The organism is Actinoplanes sp. NPDC048967 (assembly GCF_040649415.1).
GTDB lineage: Bacteria > Actinomycetota > Actinomycetes > Mycobacteriales > Micromonosporaceae > Actinoplanes.
Genome location: NZ_JBEZFL010000012.1, coordinates 104769 through 123031, shown reverse-complemented (window position 1 = coordinate 123031; position 18263 = coordinate 104769). Strand labels below are relative to the sequence as shown.

The 18263-nt window shown below is 72.2% G+C and carries 15 protein-coding genes; 10 read left to right on the top strand and 5 right to left on the bottom strand.

What is annotated here, in order from left to right:
- Positions 1–43 precede the first annotated feature (43 nt).
- Both AB0C12_RS38675 and AB0C12_RS38670 read left to right on the top strand, forming a co-directional pair.
- Entirely contained in the window at positions 44–3142 is a 3099-nt protein-coding gene (locus AB0C12_RS38675) for a CHAT domain-containing protein (RefSeq protein ID WP_360555769.1), read from the top strand.
- Positions 3143–3211: 69 nt separating this feature from the next.
- A complete protein-coding gene (locus tag AB0C12_RS38670) occupies positions 3212–4054 on the top strand; it encodes an enoyl-CoA hydratase/isomerase family protein (protein ID WP_360555571.1) in 843 nt (280 codons plus the stop codon).
- On the opposite strand, the gene AB0C12_RS38665 is transcribed toward AB0C12_RS38670, so the two are convergent.
- Positions 4044–4643 (bottom strand): TetR/AcrR family transcriptional regulator, encoded by a 600-nt coding sequence (locus AB0C12_RS38665; RefSeq protein ID WP_360555570.1) that lies wholly within the window; start codon positions 4641–4643, stop codon positions 4044–4046. The genes AB0C12_RS38670 and AB0C12_RS38665 overlap by 11 nt on opposite strands.
- 119 nt (positions 4644–4762) lie before the next feature.
- Here AB0C12_RS38665 and AB0C12_RS38660 point away from each other — a divergent pair, with 119 nt between their 5' ends.
- The 3 genes from AB0C12_RS38660 (at position 4763) to AB0C12_RS38650 (ending at position 6999) form a co-directional block, all read left to right on the top strand.
- On the top strand, positions 4763–5584 hold the full coding sequence (locus AB0C12_RS38660) for an SDR family NAD(P)-dependent oxidoreductase (protein ID WP_360555569.1): 822 nt from the start codon (positions 4763–4765) through the stop codon (positions 5582–5584).
- 89 nt (positions 5585–5673) lie between these two features.
- Positions 5674–5952 (top strand): DUF4190 domain-containing protein, encoded by a 279-nt coding sequence (locus AB0C12_RS38655; protein ID WP_360555567.1) that lies wholly within the window; start codon positions 5674–5676, stop codon positions 5950–5952.
- Positions 5953–6036: 84 nt separating this feature from the next.
- Entirely contained in the window at positions 6037–6999 is a 963-nt protein-coding gene (locus AB0C12_RS38650) for a pyridoxal-phosphate dependent enzyme (RefSeq protein ID WP_360555565.1), read from the top strand.
- 23 nt (positions 7000–7022) lie between these two features.
- On the opposite strand, the gene AB0C12_RS38645 is transcribed toward AB0C12_RS38650, so the two are convergent.
- The gene (locus tag AB0C12_RS38645) at positions 7023–8975 is read right to left on the bottom strand and encodes a glycoside hydrolase family 9 protein (protein ID WP_360555563.1); all 1953 of its coding nucleotides are present in this window, start codon (positions 8973–8975) and stop codon (positions 7023–7025) included.
- Positions 8976–9092: 117 nt separating this feature from the next.
- Between AB0C12_RS38645 and AB0C12_RS38640 the strand changes: the two genes are divergently transcribed.
- The 3 genes from AB0C12_RS38640 to AB0C12_RS38630 all read left to right on the top strand — a co-directional run bounded on the left by AB0C12_RS38640 (position 9093) and on the right by AB0C12_RS38630 (position 10923).
- Complete coding sequence (locus tag AB0C12_RS38640) at positions 9093–9497, top strand: hypothetical protein (protein ID WP_360555562.1); 405 nt, start codon at positions 9093–9095, stop codon at positions 9495–9497.
- Positions 9498–9605: 108 nt separating this feature from the next.
- Positions 9606–10250, top strand: a complete 645-nt coding sequence (locus AB0C12_RS38635) for an alpha/beta hydrolase (RefSeq protein ID WP_360555561.1) — start codon at positions 9606–9608, stop codon at positions 10248–10250.
- 37 nt (positions 10251–10287) lie between these two features.
- Entirely contained in the window at positions 10288–10923 is a 636-nt protein-coding gene (locus AB0C12_RS38630) for a trimeric intracellular cation channel family protein (protein ID WP_360555560.1), read from the top strand.
- Here AB0C12_RS38630 and AB0C12_RS38625 read toward each other — a convergent pair whose 3' ends face one another.
- A complete protein-coding gene (locus AB0C12_RS38625; RefSeq protein WP_360555559.1) occupies positions 10924–12069 on the bottom strand; it encodes a ring-hydroxylating oxygenase subunit alpha in 1146 nt (381 codons plus the stop codon).
- Positions 12070–12093: 24 nt separating this feature from the next.
- Positions 12094–13503 (bottom strand): NADP-dependent succinic semialdehyde dehydrogenase, encoded by a 1410-nt coding sequence (locus AB0C12_RS38620; protein WP_360555557.1) that lies wholly within the window; start codon positions 13501–13503, stop codon positions 12094–12096.
- 99 nt (positions 13504–13602) lie between these two features.
- Here AB0C12_RS38620 and AB0C12_RS38615 point away from each other — a divergent pair, with 99 nt between their 5' ends.
- Positions 13603–14544, top strand: a complete 942-nt coding sequence (locus tag AB0C12_RS38615; protein WP_360555556.1) for a YhjD/YihY/BrkB family envelope integrity protein — start codon at positions 13603–13605, stop codon at positions 14542–14544.
- 74 nt (positions 14545–14618) lie between these two features.
- Entirely contained in the window at positions 14619–16643 is a 2025-nt protein-coding gene (locus tag AB0C12_RS38610) for a right-handed parallel beta-helix repeat-containing protein (RefSeq protein ID WP_360555554.1), read from the top strand.
- A gap of 56 nt (positions 16644–16699) precedes the next feature.
- Here AB0C12_RS38610 and AB0C12_RS38605 read toward each other — a convergent pair whose 3' ends face one another.
- Positions 16700–18205, bottom strand: a complete 1506-nt coding sequence (locus AB0C12_RS38605; RefSeq protein WP_360555553.1) for a non-reducing end alpha-L-arabinofuranosidase family hydrolase — start codon at positions 18203–18205, stop codon at positions 16700–16702.
- Positions 18206–18263 lie beyond the last annotated feature (58 nt).

The following is an 18263-nucleotide window of genomic DNA, read 5'->3' as shown; positions in this document are numbered from 1 at the left end:
GCTGCGCCGGCGGCAGGGACAACCCGGACCTCGGACCGTGACGATGACCGACGACGGCGGGTTGACGGCGCTCAGCGACCGGATCAAGGCGTTCCTCACCGGCGACCGGGAGGCGGTCACCTCGGAGCAGGCCCTGGCCGACGCGCATCTGGTCGTACGGGCCCTCCGCGACCGGACGGTCGCACCGGCGGAGGTCGCCCGCGCGGTCTACCTGGTGGCGTCGTTGCACTGGTCCCGGTATCTGGTGCTGCCGCCGGGCGAGCGAGAACCCGAGTATCACGTGGCCAAGCAGTTCTTCGGCTACATCGCCCCGGCCGCACCCGAGCGGGTGCCCCGGCCACTGTGGCCGGAGCTCGGTCTGGAACCGTCGGGTGACACCGCCGACGGAGAGGCCAGGATCGCGGCCCTGGCCCGGTCGGGTGCCGCACTGGCCGCCCGGTTCCGGCACCATCCGCAACCGGGCGACGCCGAGGCCGCCGTGACCGCGTACCGGGAGGCGGTCGCCCTGGCCCGCGCCGCGAACGTCCCCCAGACCCCCGTGCTGGTCGCGAACCTCGCCGGAAGCCTGCTGCTACGCGGGTTCGCCGACCCGGCCGTGCTCGACGAGATCGTGGTGATGATCGACGAAGCGCTGCCCGGCGCCGACGAGCGCGGCACCGACGTCCTGCTGTCCAACCTGGCGATCGCGCTCCGGCAACGTTTCCAGCTGCGCCAGCGGCACGATGACCTCCTGCGGGCGGCGGACGCTTGCGGTCGGCGGGCCCGGCTGCAGCCGCGCGAGGGATCCGCCCGCGCCAACGCCCTCGCGACGCTGGCGGCGGTGCTGGGCACGCTCTTCGAGGTGGACGGCCGGCCGGAGGATCTCACCGCCGCGGTCGCCGCGGCGCGGGAGGCCGTCGCCGCGCGGGATCCGGACCGGATGAGCCGGGCGGGCCACCTCACCAACCTCGGCAACCTGCTGCGGATCCGCTACGAGCACTACCGGTCCCGTGACGACCTGGACGAGGCGGTCGCGGCCTGCGCCGAGGCGCTCGCCCTCGCGCCCGATCGCCGACAAGTGGCCGCCATGTGGTCCAACTCCAGTGCGGCCCTGCGCGAGCGGTTCCGGCTGGCGCGCGACCCGGCGGATCTGGCGGCGGCCATCGACGCGGCCCGCCACGGCGTCGACGCGGCGCCACCGGGCGATCCGTACTTCGCCCCGTGCGCCATCCATCTCGGCTGTGCGCTGCTCGACCGGCATTTTCTCGCGGGCCCGGGGGAGGGCGGTCAGCTCGGCGGCGAGGCACCGGCCGACGTCCGGGAGGCGGTCCGCGTGCTGCGGGCCGCCCTCGAGGAACTGCCGCCGGAACACCGCTTCCGCGGCCCGGCGTCGGTCAATCTCGGCGTCGGCCTGCGCACTCTTTTCGAGAGTACGGGTGACCGCGCCGCGCTGGACGCCGCGGTGCTCGCCGGACGAGCCGGCCACCTGTCCGTCCGCGACGACGATCCGACCCGGGCCCTCGACGCCCTGAACCTGGCCCAGTCGCTGCGGGCCCGGTTCGAGGCGGCGGGGGAGGACAGCGACGCGCGGGAAGCCGCGGACCTGTTCCGGGAGGCCGCCGAAGCGGTCACCGCGCCGGCCCGGATCCGGCTGGACGCCGCCCGGACCTGGGCCGATCTGGAGTCGGCGCTGGAGTTCGGCAGCGCCGGGGCCCTGGCGGCCCATCGGACAGCCGTCGGCCTGCTGCCCGTGGTGGCCTGGCGTGGCCTGCCGCCCGAGGACCGCGAGAACCTGCTGGCCGAGTACGCCGGCCTGGTCGACGAGGCGGCGGCCACCGCGATCGCGGCCGGTCACCCGGAGGAGGCCGTCGAGCTGCTCGAAGGCGGCCGGGCGGTGCTGTGGTCGCAGTGGCTCGCCACGCGCGGCGACCTGGCCGCGGTCAACGCCGCGTCGCCGGAGCTCGGCGCGCGCCTCGACACTCTCCGCGCGGTGCTCGACGACGGCCGGTCGACGGTCGAGGACCGGATGGCGGCCGCTCAGCGGTGGGAATTCACGGTGGCGGAGGTGCGCCGGCTGCCCGGCCTGGACGACTTCCTGCGCCTCGCGACCTTCGCGGAGCTGAGGACCGGGCTGCCGGCCGGCACGGCGGTCATCGTCACGATCAGCCGGCACCGCTGCGACGCCCTGCTCGTCGACCGGGACGGCGTCCGCGTCGTCCGGCTGCCGGAGCTCACCTTCGACGACGCGTACGACCGCACCAACGAGTGCCTGGCCGCCCACGAGGCCGCCGACCGCGGCGGGGGCCGAGCCGCCCACGATGCCGCGATCACCGCCACCCTGGCGTGGCTGTGGGAGGCCGTGGTCGCCCCGGTGCTGGCGGGGCTCGGCTCCGAGGAGCCCGGCCAGCGCGTGTGGTGGTGCCCGACCGGACCGCTGATGCTGCTGCCGCTGCACGCCGCGACCAGCGCCGACGGCCTCGAGTGCGCGCTCGACCGGGTGGTGTCCTCGTACACGCCGACCGTCCGGATGCTCGCCGGCGCGGCCGGCCCGGAGTCCGGCACCCCGGGCACCGAGGTCCTGGCCGTCATCCAGCCGGCCACGCCGGGACTGCCCCCGCTGCCGAGCGCCGTCCGCGAGCTGGACGTGCTGCGCGAGCTGACCGGCGGTGAGCTCACCGAGCTGAGCGACGGCCGAGCCACCCGCGCCGCCGTCGCCGCGCTGGTCGCCCGGCACCGGGTGGCGCACTTCAGCTGCCACGGCCTGCAGAACCCCCGGGATCCGAGCCGCAGCGGGCTGGCCGTGCACGACGGCTTCCTGACGGTGGCCGACCTGCGCGCGGTCACCGCCGGCTCGCGGGGGGACTTCGCCTTCCTCTCCGCCTGCCGGACGGCCGCCGGCGGGGTGCGGCTGCTCGACGAGGCGCTGACCGTCGCCGCGGCGCTGCACTTCGTGGGCTACCGGCGGGTCGTGGGCACCCTGTGGTCGGTGCCCGACCTGCGGGCCGCCGCGCTCAGCAGCGAGGTCTACCGCCGGATCATCTCGTCCGGCCGCCTGGACGCCGCCGCCTCCGCGGGGGCCCTGCACGAGACGGTACGCGAGCTACGCCGGCGCTTCCCCGCGATGCCGCGCCTCTGGGCCTCCTACGTGCACCTCGGCCGCTGACCCCTGGTGGTCCGGGGCCAGGGCGTTTCCCTGGTGCGACCCCCTGGCCGGTCGAGCGAGTCTCATCGTATGAGCATCGCGGAGCAGTTCCACGTCCACGAGGTGTCGCCGTCGTACTGGCGGGTGACCTTCGACAACGGCCCGGTCAACCTCCTGGACCCCGACACCGTCGAGCAGCTCGGCGCGCTCATCGGGCGCATCGAGCACGACCCGGACCTCACGGTCGTCGTCTTCCGCAGCGACCGGCCCGGCTACTTCATGGCCCACTGGGACTTCCTGGCCGACAGCGCCCGCGTGGCCCGGATGCCGCCGGGACCCACGGGCCTGCACCCCTACCTGGACAACTTCGTGCGGTTGAGCCGGGTGCCGGTGGCCACGATCTCCGAGATCCGGGGCCGCACCCGCGGCGCGGGCAGCGAGTTCGTGCTCGCCACCGACATCCGCTTCGCGTCCGAGCAGGCGGTCCTGGGCCAGTTCGAGATCGGGGTCGGCGCCGTCCCGGGTGGCGGCCCGATGGCCCGGCTGGGCCGGCTGGTCGGCCGCGGGCGGGCCCTGGAGATCCTGCTCGGCGGCGAGGACATCCCGGCCCGGGCCGCCGCCGAGTACGGCTACGTGAACCGGCTCGTCCCGGACGCCGACATCGAGGCCGTCACCGACGCGTTCGCCCGGCGGATCGCGGCCTTCGACAAGGTGGCCGTCACCGGCATCAAGGAGCTGGTCGACCGGGCCACGCTGCCGGCCGACGAGGAGCTGGCAGCCGGGCTGGCCGCGTACTTCGCCACCGCCGGGCGGCCGGAGCACCGGCCGTTCGTCCGGCTGCTGCTCGACCAGGGCCTGCAACAGCCCGGCGGCATCGAGACCGACCTCGGCGCCGCCATCGGGAAGCTGCGCCAGCACCCGGTCACGGCCTGAACGCGCGAAGGGTGATGTCCACGAGCGCGTCGGCGTACTCCTCGGTCAGCGGCCCGGACCGGTGCAGCCAGCGCTGGAACAGCGGTGCGTACAGCACTTCCAGCACGAGGTCCAGGTCGGCGTCCGCGGCCAGCTGGCCCGCCTGCTGGGCGATGCGCAGCCGTTCCTTCTTGGCTTCGTCGACGGGCCCGGCCAGCTTCTCGCGGTACAGGGCCGTCAGGCCCGGGTCGGCGACGATCTCCATGGTGAGCGCTCGGATGGGTGCCTCGAAGGCCGGATCGGCGAACTCGGCGACGGTGGCCCGCATGACGGTCCTGAGGTCGGCCGCGATGTCGCCCGTGTCGGGCAGGCGGATGCCGTCCCCGTCCGCGGCCTCGCTGAGCGCCAGGAACGCATCGAAGATCACCGCGCCTTTGGACGGCCACCACCGGTAGATCGTCTGCTTGCCGACCCCGGCCCGGGCGGCGATGGCCTCGATCGAGATCTTCGCGTATCCCAGCTCGGCGACCAGCTCCCGGGCGGCGTCGAGGATGGCCCGGCGGGATCGCTCGCTGCGCCGGGCGGGATTGGGAGCGCTGGGGCGGGACACGTCCGGGAGCCTAGCACCGAACAAGACGAGACGTTCCGTCTTGCCAAGGTGCACGGAGGCGCGCATACTTCGGCGGACACGAGACGGGCCGTCTCGTCTCGTACGAGCGAGGAGGTCGCATGACAACTGCCCGGGTGTGGTTCATCACCGGCGCGTCGAGAGGTCTGGGCCGGGCCTTCACCGAGGCGGCGCTCAAGGCCGGAGAACGCGTCGTGGCCGCCGCCCGCGACCTCAGCCCCCTGGACGATCTGGCCGGCGCTCACCCGGAGAACCTGGTCCGGCTCACGCTGGACGTGTCGGACCGGGCTGCCGTACGGGCTGTGGTGGACCGGGCGGCGGCAGCGTTCGGCCGGCTCGACGTCGTGGTCAACAACGCTGGAGTGATGCTGCTCGGCATGGTGGAGGAGGCCACCGAGGAGGAGGTCCGGGCCCAGTTCGACGTCAACTTCTTCGGCGCTCTGTGGGTGGCCCAGGCCGTGGTGCCGCACCTGCGGGCGCAGGGATCGGGCCACCTGCTGCAGGTCACCTCGATGGGCTCGGGTGGCGGCTTCGCCTCGACGGGCTTCTATGCGGCGAGCAAAGCGGCGCTCGACTCGCTGAGCCAGGCGCTGGCGATGGAGGTGGCGCCGTTCGGTATCAAGGTGACGATCGTGCAGCCGGGCGGCTACGGCACGGACCTGTTCACCCGGGGCACCACCATGACCGAGCCGCGCTCGGAGTACGAGCCGCTGCGTGTCCAGCTGTCCGAGATGTGGGGTGAGGACGCCGGTCCCGACCCGAGCACCGCCGCCACGGTGGTCATGGAGCTGACCGTGCTGGCGGAGCCACCGCTGCGGCTGATCGTCGGCTCCGCCTCGTACGACCTGGTCCAGCAGCTGGACCAGGCCCGCACGCAGGAGTACCGCACCTGGGAGCACCTCAGCCGTCAGGCCCCGGGCTGACCCGCGGGAAGGTCCTTGATGGACATCGAGGCATCAAATCCGCCGGGCCTGGGTATGCCGTTGTCCGCATTGGACAACGAGGAGGGACCATGGAAGCGCAGCCGATGAATTCCCCGACCCAGCAGCACGCCGGCGGAGCGGTCGCCGGCACCAACGTGATGGCGATCCTCGCCCTGGTCTTCGCCTTCATCTTCGCACCCCTGGGCATCGTGTTCGGCGCCGTGGCCAAGCGGCAGATCCGGCAGACCGGCGAGCAGGGCGCCGGCCTGGCCAAGGCGGGCTTCTGGCTCGGCATCGTCTTCACCGTGCTGAGCGTGGTCTGGGTCGTCTTCGTCTTCATCCTGGCCGCTTCGCAGACGACGACGTGACCGGCTCAGCCCCTCAGCGTTGATCACCCCGGCCAGGGTTGCGGCCGGGGTGATCGTCGCCGGGCACGCGGTAGGTTGCCGGGCATGATCGCGACGCGACTGGATCTCGCCCGGGTCCGCGTGGCCCGCCGGGACATCGACCCGATGTTCCTCGACACCCCGCTGTACGAGTGCGACGCGCTGGGGCGCGAGCTCGGCTGCACCGTGAGCATCAAGCTGGAGACGGCGAACCCGGTGCGCTGCTTCAAGGCCCGCGGTACGGAACTCGTGGCCGCCCTGCTGACCGGCCAGGGTGGTACGGCGGTGGTGTGCGCCAGCGCCGGCAATCTCGGCCAGGCGCTCGCCTGGTCCGGTCGTCGCCGGGGCCTCGACGTCACCGTCGTCGCGGCCCGCCGGGCGCCCACCGCGAAACTGGATCGCATCCGCGCGCTGGGCGCGGAGCTGCTGCTGACCGACGGCGACTTCGAGACAGCCCGGGACCGGGCCGGGGAAGTCGCGCGCGAGCGTGGCATCAGGCTGGTCGAGGACAGCCTCGACCTCGAGACCTGCGAGGGCGCGGCGACCATCGGCCTGGAAGTGGCCGAGGCGGGGACATCCGTCGACACCGTCCTGATCGCTCTGGGCGGCGGCGCGATGGCCACCGGCGTGGGCTACGTCCTCAAGAAGCTGTCGCCGGACGTCGAGGTGATCTGCGTGCAGCCCCACGGCGCGCCGGCGATGACCCGCTCCTGGCGGCAACGCCGGGTCGTCACCACCGACTCGACCGACACCATCGCCGACGGTGTCGCCGGCCGGTTTCCCATCCCGGAGGTCCTGGACGACCTGCTCGCGGTGGCCGACGACGCGGTCCTGGTGAGCGAGGCGTCGATAGTCGCGGGCATGCGGCTGCTTCTGCACCACGCGGGCCTCATCGTCGAACCCTCCGCGGCCCTCGGCGTCGCGGCGATCCTGGAGGACCGTGACCGCTTCGCCGGCCGCCACGTGGCCACGATCATCTGTGGCGGCAACGTCGACCCGGACGCCTACGACCGCTGGGTGCGCGGGTAGCCGGAGCTGACGCGGATCGCCGGTCAGGGCTCTCGGGCGGTGAGCGCGAAGGCCAGCATGCCGGTCGCGGTGAAGTCGATGGACGGTTCGGTGTTGGCCGAGACCCGCTCGTCGTCGGTGTAGTGGACGTCGTCGCGGTCGTACACGGCGAACGCGTCGGTGGAGCAGGAACTGTCGCGGGTCCCGGTCAGTTCGTGGATCCGGTCGGCCTTGTTGGGCCCGTTGACCACCGCCCCCGTCATGCCGGCGGCGGGGGAGCCGGTGGTCAGATCGGCGATCTGGTCGTGCGGGCACCGGGGGTACGTCGTACCCGCGGCCACCACCAGCGACGTCCCCCAGCCGTTGGCGCCCAGCGCGACCCCGCGCTGGGCCGTGCCGAACGCGGCGTAGCGGTCGTCCCCGGTGAGGCCGCGGTAGAGCGCCGCGGTGACGACGTAACCGAGCTGGCGGGAGGCGTAGTCGTATCCGCCGTTGCCCGCGGCTGCTCCCAAGGGGTTGGCCTCGGCGGCCCGGACCCCGGCGTCGAGGCGTCTGCGCAGGTCGCTCCGCAACTCGCCGGGACTGATCGCCGCCCCGGTCACCGGTGTGGTGGTCAGCGCCCTGCTCAGTTCGGCGTCGGCGACCGCGCTGAGGTCGTAGACGTTCAGGGCGTCGGTCCGGCCGGTGTCGGCGTTGACCCTGGCCCAGCGGGCCGCCCGCAGCGTCCAGTCCGGAGTGCGCGGATCACGCAGCAGGGCCCCGGCGAGGGCGAGCTCGGTCGCGCCGGTGGCGAGGTCGTCGGCCCAGCTGTCCTCGGGATAGAAGCTGCGGGGCTGAGCCGTGACGAGATCACCGACGTCGGCGGTGCCGGCCTGGTCGAAGATCTGCGCCGCGGCGGTGAGGTGGCGGCGGGCGCGGGCCGGATCGGTGGCCGCCTCGACCTGGGCGGCCAGCGCGAAGGCGGCGGCCACCCGGCCGGCCAGGTTGGGGCTCAGCTTCTCGCCCGGGGCGGCGGCCCGGAACACCGGCCGGTAGCGCTGGTAGTAGCGCTCGTCGCCCGGCTCGACGGCGAGCTGGTCGTCGGCCTGCGGCAGCCGCCAGGTGTCGTGGTCGCCGAGGAAGTCGGCGGCGACGCCGCTGCCGATCCCGACCTGGGTGTAGAGCGTACGGGTGGGCTCGTCCCACATCTTGTCCAGCCAGTCGACGCCGTGCCGGGTCTCGCCGGCCAGGCCCGCCGGGGCCGGTCCGTCCCGCTGCACCAGCAGCATCGCGACCAGGGCGTACGCGCTGGTGTGGGTGAACTTGAGGAAGTCGCCCGCGTCGTACCAGCCGCCTTCGACGTCCACGGGACCGCCGGTGGGCTCCAGCGCCGCGAGCATCCGGCCGTCCTCGTCGTAGCGGGGATCGGCATAGACGGTGGCCGCGCGGTCGGCCAGGTGCGCCGGCGTACGCCGCCAGGCCCCGGCGACCTGATCGGCGCCGTCGCGATGAGCCTGGAAGTACGCGAGCGAGTTGGCCACCAGTGGACCGAACAGCTCGGCGGCGGGAGCGACGCGGAAAGCCGGGGACTCGGCGGTGACCGAGCCCTGCACCCGGAGCCGATACGTGCCCGGCCGGGTCAGGGCGGTGAGATCGATGGGGTGGACCGCCGGGAACCTGGCATTCCACTCGCCCCGGCCGCCGCCGATCTCCGGTGACAGCACGGTCCGGCCGGCGGTGTCGATGACGGTGGCGTGGGCTCTGCCGGCGTCGCGGGGTGCCAGCAGTGTCGCTGTCTTGGCTTCGTCCATGCCGTAGCCGACCTGATCGAGGCGCAGCACCGCGTCCTGGTCCGGCAACACCGGCACCGGCACCGGGCTCGGCGGCGGCACGGCCGGCCCGGTGGGCGGCACCTCGCGGGGCTCGGCCGGAGCATCGCAGGCGGCCGCGCCCAGAACGGCGGTCAGCAGCATCGCCACGACGCGGCGGCGCCGGGTTCCGGGCACTGATCGGGTCACGGAGGCCGAGTATGGGCCCGTCCGGAGCGCATGATCCGGACCCGGTGTCCGTCGCTCGTCCGGGAGGCGGACGGCTCCCGACGGGCGGACGGCCGCCACGGCTGGTTGACTAAGGACGTGGCCGCGTACCCGTTCCGGATGCCCCGGCTCGGCCGTGCCCGGCCGATGCGGATCGCCGGCGCGGCCCTGGTCCTGCTGCTGCTCGCCGCGGGCCTGCTGTTCTCCGCGGGCAGCGCCCATCACGGGCACGCCCACGATGCCGCCGCGGGGGACCGGGGCACCGTCGCGGACCTCGCGCGCCTCCCGCACGCGCACACCGGCGAGACCCCCGTCCACCAGCATGAGCACGGCGACGACTGGACCGCCTACCTGTCGCCGCGCGCCCGTCCGGCCGGTGACGTCACCCTGGTCGCCACGGTCGCCGTCGACGCGGCGGCACTGTGCCCGGATCCGCGTACGTCGCACACCGTCGCCGCCGCGGCCGACGCGGATCTGAGTTTGCTGGGCGTTCTGCGGGTATAGCAGCTCTTCCTCCCTGCTCACCGCACCACCGCACGCCATCGCGCGCACCGGCTGTCACGCCGGCGGCGTCTGTCTCGTGTCCGGCAGCCCCCAGGAAGACGATTCCCTGTGCACCCGCAACCGCCCCGCCGCACCACCCACGCCTACGGAACTCCGAAGAACCGGCTCGTCTACGACCGCTGGGGCCGCTTCGGCCGGCCGGTGGTCCTGCTGCACGGATTGTTCTACGACCGCACCATGTGGTGGCCGGTCGCCGCCGAGCTCGGCGACAGCTGCGCCGCCGTCGCCGTCGACCTGCCGGGCCACGGCGACTCCGCGGCCCGCGACGACTACGACGTCACCCAGCTGGCCGAGGACCTGGCCGTGCTGATCAACGGCCTGGCCCTGCACCGGGCCCCGGTGATCGTCGCGCACGCCGAGTCGGCCCGGCTGGCCGAGACGTTCGCCGCCGCGTACGCCACCCAGGCGGTCCTGACGTTCCAGGAGACGCCGGCCGAGCCGCCCGGGACCACGCGGGAGCTGGACACGGGCGACCTGAGCGGCGTGCCGGAGCTGTACCGGCAGTTCGCCGTCGCCCGGCACGACGAGGCGCTGCTCGCCGGCTACCGGTCCTGGTTCAGCCCGCCCGCGCACAGCGAGCCGCGACCGGACGCGATGCCGCCGCGGCTCGGTGCCCAGATGCGGCTGGGCGGGCGGTTCCCGCACCTGTGTGACGCGGCCGGCTTCGCCGATCTGCTGCGCACCCTGCGCTGACCCCGGGCGGCGCCGCGCACTGCGAAACACTGTGGCGATGACGGCAGGTACGGTCTTACGCATTCTGGAGCTGGTCGGCCTCTACACCTTTGCCACGTCCGGGGCGTTGATGGCTGTCCACAAGGGTTTCGACGTCATCGGGATGCTGGTCCTCGCGCTGCTCACCGCGCTCGGCGGCGGGATCCTGCGAGATCTGATCATCGGTGACACGCCACCGGCGGCCTTCACGGAACCGCTCTATCTCGTCGTGCCGTCGGTCGCGGCGGTGGTGACGTTCTTCGTCCATCCGGTGGTGCGGCGGCTGCGCCTCACCGTGCTGGTGTTCGACGCCGCGGGGCTGGGACTGTTCTGTGTCACCGGCACCCTCAAGGCGCTGGCGGCCGGTCTCGGCTCGGTGCCGGCGGTGCTGCTCGGCGTCATGACCGCGGTCGGTGGCGGGGTCCTCCGGGACATCACGGCCCGGGAGGCGCCCGCGTTGCTCCGGGTGGACACGGATCTCTACGCGATTCCGGCAGCGGCCGGCGCGGTCGTCATCGCCGCGACGCACGGCAGCGGCCTGCCCCTTCCCGTGGTGGCCACGGGTGCGGCGGTGCTGGTGTTCCTGTTCCGCATCGTCGCCATGCTCCGGCACTGGACCGCCCCGCGGGCCGGGGGCCGGGCGCGACCGGCGTAGTCAGCGGGAGGCGTTCACGAAATTCTCGTACGCCCGCAGGATCAGGCCGTGGAAGTGATGGACGCCGTGCTCGGACAGCCCGGGCGACTCCGGGTCGTACACGATGCGGCCCTGGTCGAAGGCCGGTGTCGCCATCCCCCGCTGGACGCTCTCCACGATCGCGATGTCCTGCCGCTGCAGGACCTCGTCGATGTAGCGGACGGCCTCGACCTCGGCGTCCTGGAGCTGGTCCGTCTCGAAGTAGAAGTCCCACGTCTCCAGGGTCCGGTCCGGTCCGGCCGGAACCACCTGGAAGACCATGAAGTTGCCCCGGCCCGGGTACCGCAGCAGGCAGGTGTTCGGCCAGAGCCACCACACGGCGTGCTGGGTGACGGACGCGGCGGAGATGTCGTACGCGGGGTTGTCCGGCCTGCCGGCCTCGGCGAAGTGGCTCGACCAGATCCCGTGGGTGCGTACCTCGTAGGTGTCCATGTCGACCAGCCCGACGAACTCGCGGTGCGCGATGTGGCAGTGGTAGCACTCCAGGAAGTTGTCGATGACGTTCTTCCAGTTGGACCGGACGTCGTAGGTGAGCCGCCGGGCGAAGGTCAGGCCGGCGACGTCGGGAGCCCAGAACGCGATCTCGGCCGCCAGGTCCGGCGCCTGCTCGGCCAGCGGTACGGCGCCCGGGTCGAGGTTGACGTAGACGAAGCCGGCGAACTCCTCCACGGCGATCTGGTCCAGGCCGATCCCGGTCCTGTCGAAGTCCGGCAGGCGATCGGCCCGCCGGGCGCCACGCAGCGTGCCGTCGAGGTCATAGACCCAGGCGTGGTACGGGCAGACGATGGTCCCGGTGGTGCCCGAGCCGGACAGCAGCTCGTGGGCCCGGTGCTTGCAGACGTTGTAGAAGGCCCGCAGCCGCCCCGACCGGTCCCGGACCAGGGCGATCGGCATGCCCGCCACCGTCGCGGCGACGTAGCTGCCCGGAGCGCGCAGCTTCTCGACGTGGCAGATCCACTGCCAGGTGCGGCCCAGGACGGCCCGCAGGTCCAGGTCGAACCACTTCGGATCCGTGTACGCGGCCGCGCGCAACGACCTCGACCGCGCGGGGTCAGGATGGTGACCGGAGGCGATGTCCTGAACGTCCCGCGCGGTGACAGCCGTCATGGTGCCGACGGTAACAAGCCGCCGTCACTCGGTGGCCGCGTCCACCTCGGCCTTGTCGCCTTCGCCGACCCAGACCGCCTTGAGATTGCAGAACTCGCGGATGCCGGCCGACGACAGTTCCCGGCCGTACCCGGAATTCTTGACCCCGCCGAACGGCAGCTGCGGGTACGAGGTCACCATCCCGTTGATGAACACCGCGCCCGCCTCCAGCTCGGTGATCAGCCGCCGCTGCTCATCCGGGTCGGCGGTCCAGGCGTTCGCCCCGAGCCCGTACGACGTGGCGTTGGCCAGTTCGATCGCCTCGTCCAGCGACCCGGCCCGGTACACCCCGGCCACCGGCGCGAACACCTCCTCGGAGTACATGCGCATCTCCGGGGTGAGGTCGGTGACCACGGTCGGCGGGTACCACCAGCCGGCGCCTTCCGGGGCGCGGCCGCCGCACCGTACCGTCGCGCCCTTGCCGACCGCGTCGGCGACCTGCTCCTCGGCGTCCTGGCGGCCCTGCTCGGTGGCCAGCGGCCCGACGTCGGTGGTGTCCGCCATCGGATCGCCCACGGTCAGGGCCGACATGTGCGCCACGAACGCGTCGACGAACTGGTCGTAGACGTCGGTGTGCACGATGAAGCGTTTCGCGGCGATGCACGACTGGCCGTTGTTCTGGCAGCGGGCGGTGGCGGCGACCTCGGCGGCCCGGTCCAGGTCGGCGGTCGGCAGGACCACGTACGGGTCACTGCCGCCCAGCTCCAGCACGGTCTTCTTCAGCTCGCGCCCGGCGATGGCGGCGATCGATCGTCCGGCCCCTTCGCTGCCGGTCAGCGTGGCCGCCCGTACCCGGGGATCGGTGAGGATGCGCTCCACCGCGTCGGAGCCGACCAGCAGGGTCTGGAAGGCCCCGGCCGGAAAGCCGGCCCGGGTGAAGAGTTCGCCCAGGTAGAGGGCGGTCTGCGGCACGTTCGAGGCGTGCTTGAGCAGTCCGGTGTTGCCGGCCATCAGGGCCGGCGCGGCGAACCGCATCGCCTGCCACAGCGGGAAGTTCCACGGCATCACGGCCAGCACCGGCCCGAGCGGCTGGTACCGGGCGTACGCGCGGACGGCCCCGACCTCGGACGACTCGGCCGGCTCGTCGGCGAGGAAACGCTCAGCGTGCTCGGCGTAGTAGCGGCAGGCGGTGGCGCACTTGGCCACCTCGGCCTTGGCCGCCGCGAAGGTCTTGCCCATCTCGAGGGTCATCAGGGCGGCGACGTCGTCGCGGTCGGCGTCGAGCAGGTCGGCGGCCGCGGTCATCCAGGCGGCCCGCTGCGCGAAGGTGGTTGTCCGCAGCTCGCGGAAGCCGGTCAGCGACCGGCCGACGGCGGCATCGATCTGCTCCTCCGTGAGCGCGTCGAAGGTCTTGAGCACTTCACCCGTGACCGGGTTGATCGTCGCGATCGGCATGGTCGCACTCCCTTCAGATCTGTCCCAGGGCCTACCCGGCCGCGGGTCCGCTAACCGCGGCCGGGCGTAACGGCGGGGACGGCGGGGTATCGGTGCCGCGTGACGGATCGACGCTTCCCGCAGTTGGTCGCGGTGGCGTGGCGGCGACTGCGTCACCGTGTCGGCTGGCTGGATCACCTCGTCCGGGCCGGTCTGCGGTACGACGAGGCCGACGGTGGCCGGCTGGCCGCGGCCGTGACCTACTACGCGTTCTTCGCCACCTTCTCGCTGGGCCTGCTCGGCTTCGCCGTCTTCGGTTTCGTCCTGGACGATCCGGCGGTGCTGCGCGCGGTGGAGCGTTACGCGGCGGAGAACCTGCCCACCGTCGACGTGCAGACGTGGCGCAGCGCCCGTAACACCGCGGGCGTCGTCGCGTTCATCGGCCTGCCGATCACGGGCTGGTTCTGGGTCGACGTGCTGCGGTCCTCCATCCGCAAGATCTGGGAAATGCCCGAATACCCCGGCAGGTTGCTCGTGCGGGTGCTCCTCGACCTGCTCGTGCTGGTCGGGCTGGGGGTGCTGCTGGCCGCGTCGCTGTCGGTGGCGTACGTGACGACCACCCTGGCGAACCGGGCGGTCGACGCGGCGGACACCGCGGCCACCCCGTCGCGGTGGGTGCTGGCCACGGTCGGACTGCTGGTCGGCCTCGCGGTGAACACGGTCCTGGCCGCGGGCATGCTGACCGGGCTGCCCCGCGTACGGATGCCGGTGCGCCGGGTGCTCGGGCCGGCCCTGCTGGCGGCGGCCGGGCTGGAACTGCTCAAGACCATCGGCCGCCTGTACGTGCAGAACACCGCGGCCAATCCGACGTACCACCTGGTCGCCGGGTCGGTGGGGTTGCTGGTCTTCCTCAACGCGGTCAACCAGCTGGTGCTGTTCGCCGCGGCGCTGACGGCGACCAGCACCGCCGGTCGCCCGGCCGACCTCGCCGCCGAGGGCGACGACGACGAGGTTCCGGCCGCCGACGCGCACCCCGATCCGCCGGACCGGGGTGCGTCGTAAACCCGCGAAAGTAACCAGCAAACTATCGGAATGTTTCGGCGTTGACACCGAATGTTTCACGCTATTACGTTGGCGTGGTCTCGTCCGCCGACGGCTCCTGGGGGCCGGACGCCAGAAGGGCTCTGCCGAACATGACCTTCGTCCTGCATGTGGCGACCAGTGGTTCCGACGATGCCGACGGCTCGGAGAAACAGCCGTACCGCACGATCAACCGGGCGGCGGCCGCGGCCCGCCCGGGCGACACGGTTGTCGTGCACGCCGGCGAATACCGGGAGTGGGTCGCGCCCCCGCGCGGCGGCCTGAGCGACACCCGCCGGATCACCTACACCGCGGCCGACGGCGAGCACGTGGTCATCAAGGGCTCGGAGCGGGTCACCGGCTGGGTGCCCGACGGCGGCCAGGTGTGGCGGGCCGAGGTGCCGAACGCGCTGTTCGGCGGCTTCAACCCGTTCGCCGAGGAGGTCGCCGGCGACTGGATCGTCTATCCCGAGGGTGCGCCGCCCAAGCACCTCGGCGACGTGTACCTCAACGGCCGCAGCTTCTACGAGGCCGGCGGCCGGGCCGAGCTCGACGACCCGCCGCTGCGCACCGAGGTGGTGGACCACTGGACCGGCCTGGCCGACCAGGTCCGGGACCCGGAGCAGACCCGGCTGGTCTGGTACGCCGAGGTGGGTGCCGAGCGGACCACGATCTGGGCCAACTTCCAGGGCGCCGACCCGAACACCGAACTGGTCGAGATCAACGTCCGCCGGTCGGTGTTCCACCCGCTCGTCCCGCACGTCGACTACATCACCGTGCGCGGCTTCGAGCTGGCCCAGGCCGCGTCGCCGTGGACCCCGCCGACGGCGGACCAGCCCGGCCTGATCGGCCCCAACTGGGCCAAGGGCTGGATCATCGAGGACAACGTCATCCACGACGCCAAGTGCTCGGCGATCTCGCTCGGCAAGGAGGCGTCCACCGGGCACAACTACGCCACCGAGCGCGGCGACAAGCCCGGCTACCAGTACCAGCTCGAGTCGGTGTTCGCGGCGCGCCAGATCGGCTGGGACCGCGAGCACATCGGCTCGCACATCGTGCGCCGCAACACCATCTACGACTGCGGGCAGAACGGCATCGTCGGCCACCTGGGCTGCGTGTTCTCCACCATCGAGGACAACCACATCTACAACATCGCGCTCAAGCGCGAGTTCTACGGTTACGAGATCGGCGGCATCAAGCTGCACGCGGCCATCGACGTGGTGATCCGGCACAACCGCATCCACGACTGCTCGATGGGCACCTGGCTGGACTGGGAGACCCAGGGCACCCGGGTCTCCCGCAACGTCTACTACCGCAACAACCGGGACCTGTTCGTCGAGGTCAGCCACGGCCCCTACCTGGTCGACCACAACCTGTTCGGCTCGCGCGCGTCGTTCGAGTCGTTCAGCCAGGGCGGCGCGTTCGTCGGCAACCTGTTCGCCGGCACGCTGCGCCTCGAGGCGGTGATGGACCGGGCCACGCCGTACCACCGGCCGCACAGCACCCAGGTCGCCGGCTACGCGTACATCCGTGGCGGCGACGACCGCTACGTCGGCAACGTCTTCCTCGGCGGCGACACCGCTACCGCGTACGGCGACGGCGGCCAGGGCGGCAGCGAGCCGGGTTACGGCCTCGCGGGCTACGACGACTACCCGGCGTCCTTCGAGGAGTACATCGCCCGCATCGAGGCGCAGCCCCCGGGCGACCACCAGCGCTACCTCGACGTGCTCCAGGCGGTCTACGCCCACGACAACGTCTACGCCGCCGGCGCCCGGCCGTTCGCCGCGGAGACCAATCCGCACGTGCTCGGCGACGCGGCCGTGTCGGTCGTCGAGGAGGGCGACGCGGTCTACCTGGAGACGACCTTCCCGGCCGGGTTCGACCAGGCCCGGGTCGGCCCGGTCGGCGGCCGTGATCTGCCCCGCGTCCGCTTCGCCGACGCGGAGTTCGAGGAGCCGGACGGCAGCCCGGCGGTCATCGACGTGGACCTGACCGGGCAGCGGCGCAACCCCGGCGAGACCGCGGCAGCCGGTCCGGTCGCCGCGCTGACCTCGGGCGATTCCCGCGTACGGGTCTGGTGAAGTCATGAATCGGCGGGCCCGGCCACCTGGCCGGGCCCGCCGATTGCGTCATGCCGTCAGCGCTGCCGGGTGAGCAGGCCCGGGCGGTACGGCAGCAGGCCGTAGTCGCCGCCGGAGCTCGGTGAACGGCCCTGGTAGAGCAGTTGCAGGTTGCACGGGTCGATGGTCATGGTCTGGTCCGCGCTGGTACGGATCAGCTCGCCGTGGCTGATGTCGTTCGTCCAGGTCGCGCCGCTGTTGGCCTTGCCCGCGAACGGGTTGCTCTCGCTCGCGGCGTTCGGCGTCCACGAGCCGTTGAGGCTGCTGGCGGTGAAGGACCGGAAGTAGCGGCCCTGGCTGCCGATGGCCTCGACGATCATCAGGTACTGGTTCTGGCCCTGCACCTTGTACACCTGGGGCGCCTCGAACAGGTTGTTCGTGGAGTCACTCATGATCGTGGTGTACGAGCTGCCGAAGTTGCCGGGGAAGTTCCCGATCGGCATGCTGGCCCGGTAGATCTTGCCGTTGTCGCCGGCGAAGAACAGGTACATGTTCGTGCCGTCACCGATGACCGTCTGGTCGATCGGCCCGGTCCCCGAACCCGTGATGCTGCCGGAGAACAGGGGCTGCGCCGCGGACCAGCCGTTGGCGTTGGTCGGGTCGTTGGACGTGCGGTAGGAGAACGCGGTCGCGCCCCACTGGTAGGTCAGGACCCAGATGTTCTTCGGTGCGAAGTAGAACAGCGACGGCGCCACGGTGCCCTGGCTCATCCCGTTCTGGCTGGCCGACCCCAACTCGTTGAAATTGTTGACCAGGCTGAAGTTCATCGAGCCCCAGCCGCTGGTCGAGGTGTTGCCGTGGGTGGTGGCGTAGACCAGGTGCTTGCCGTTGTACGGCGCGGTGGTGAAGTCCTTCAGCGACGCCCACCCGGCCTTCGGGGTGGCCAGCTGACCGGTCGAGCTCCACCGGTACGACGTCGGCAGGGTGCAGGAGCCGCCCGGCGGTGGTGTCGTCGGGGTGGTCGGCGTGGTGCTACCGACGCGGACGAGCTGCCACTGCTGGTTGGCGCCGTTCCAGTCGGCGTACTGCACGATGTTCGCGCCGTCCGCGGTCGAGGCGCCCTGCACTTCCAGGGCCTTGCCGCTGTTGCGGTTGATCAGCTGGATGTAGCCGTCGATGTCCTGCATGCTGAACTGCTGGTTCGCGGCGTTGTTGTCGGTGTATTGCACGATCGCGCCACCGTCGGCGGTCGACCAGTTGTAGACGTCGAGGACCTTGCCCGACAGCCGGGACTTGAGCCGGTAGAAACCACCACCGGAATCGACGAACTGCCACTGCTGCTGAGCACCGTCGTTACGGGTCCACTGGGTGATCCGGGCGCCGTCATTGGTGGCCAGGTTGTACACGTCCAACGCCTTGCCACTGGTGCGGTTCACCAGAATGTACGACGCACTCGTATCGATCGTCGCGGCTGAGGCCTCGGTGGCGGTGATCGCGACGGTTCCGGCGGTGGCCACCAGCGCCAGGGACGCCAGGGCCGTACGGATCCAGCGAGGCCGCCGGGGACGGGCGGACACTTCCATGGGTCGTTCTCCTTCAGGAGTGGGGGAGGGGGTGACCAGTTGTTAACGTTCACAACTA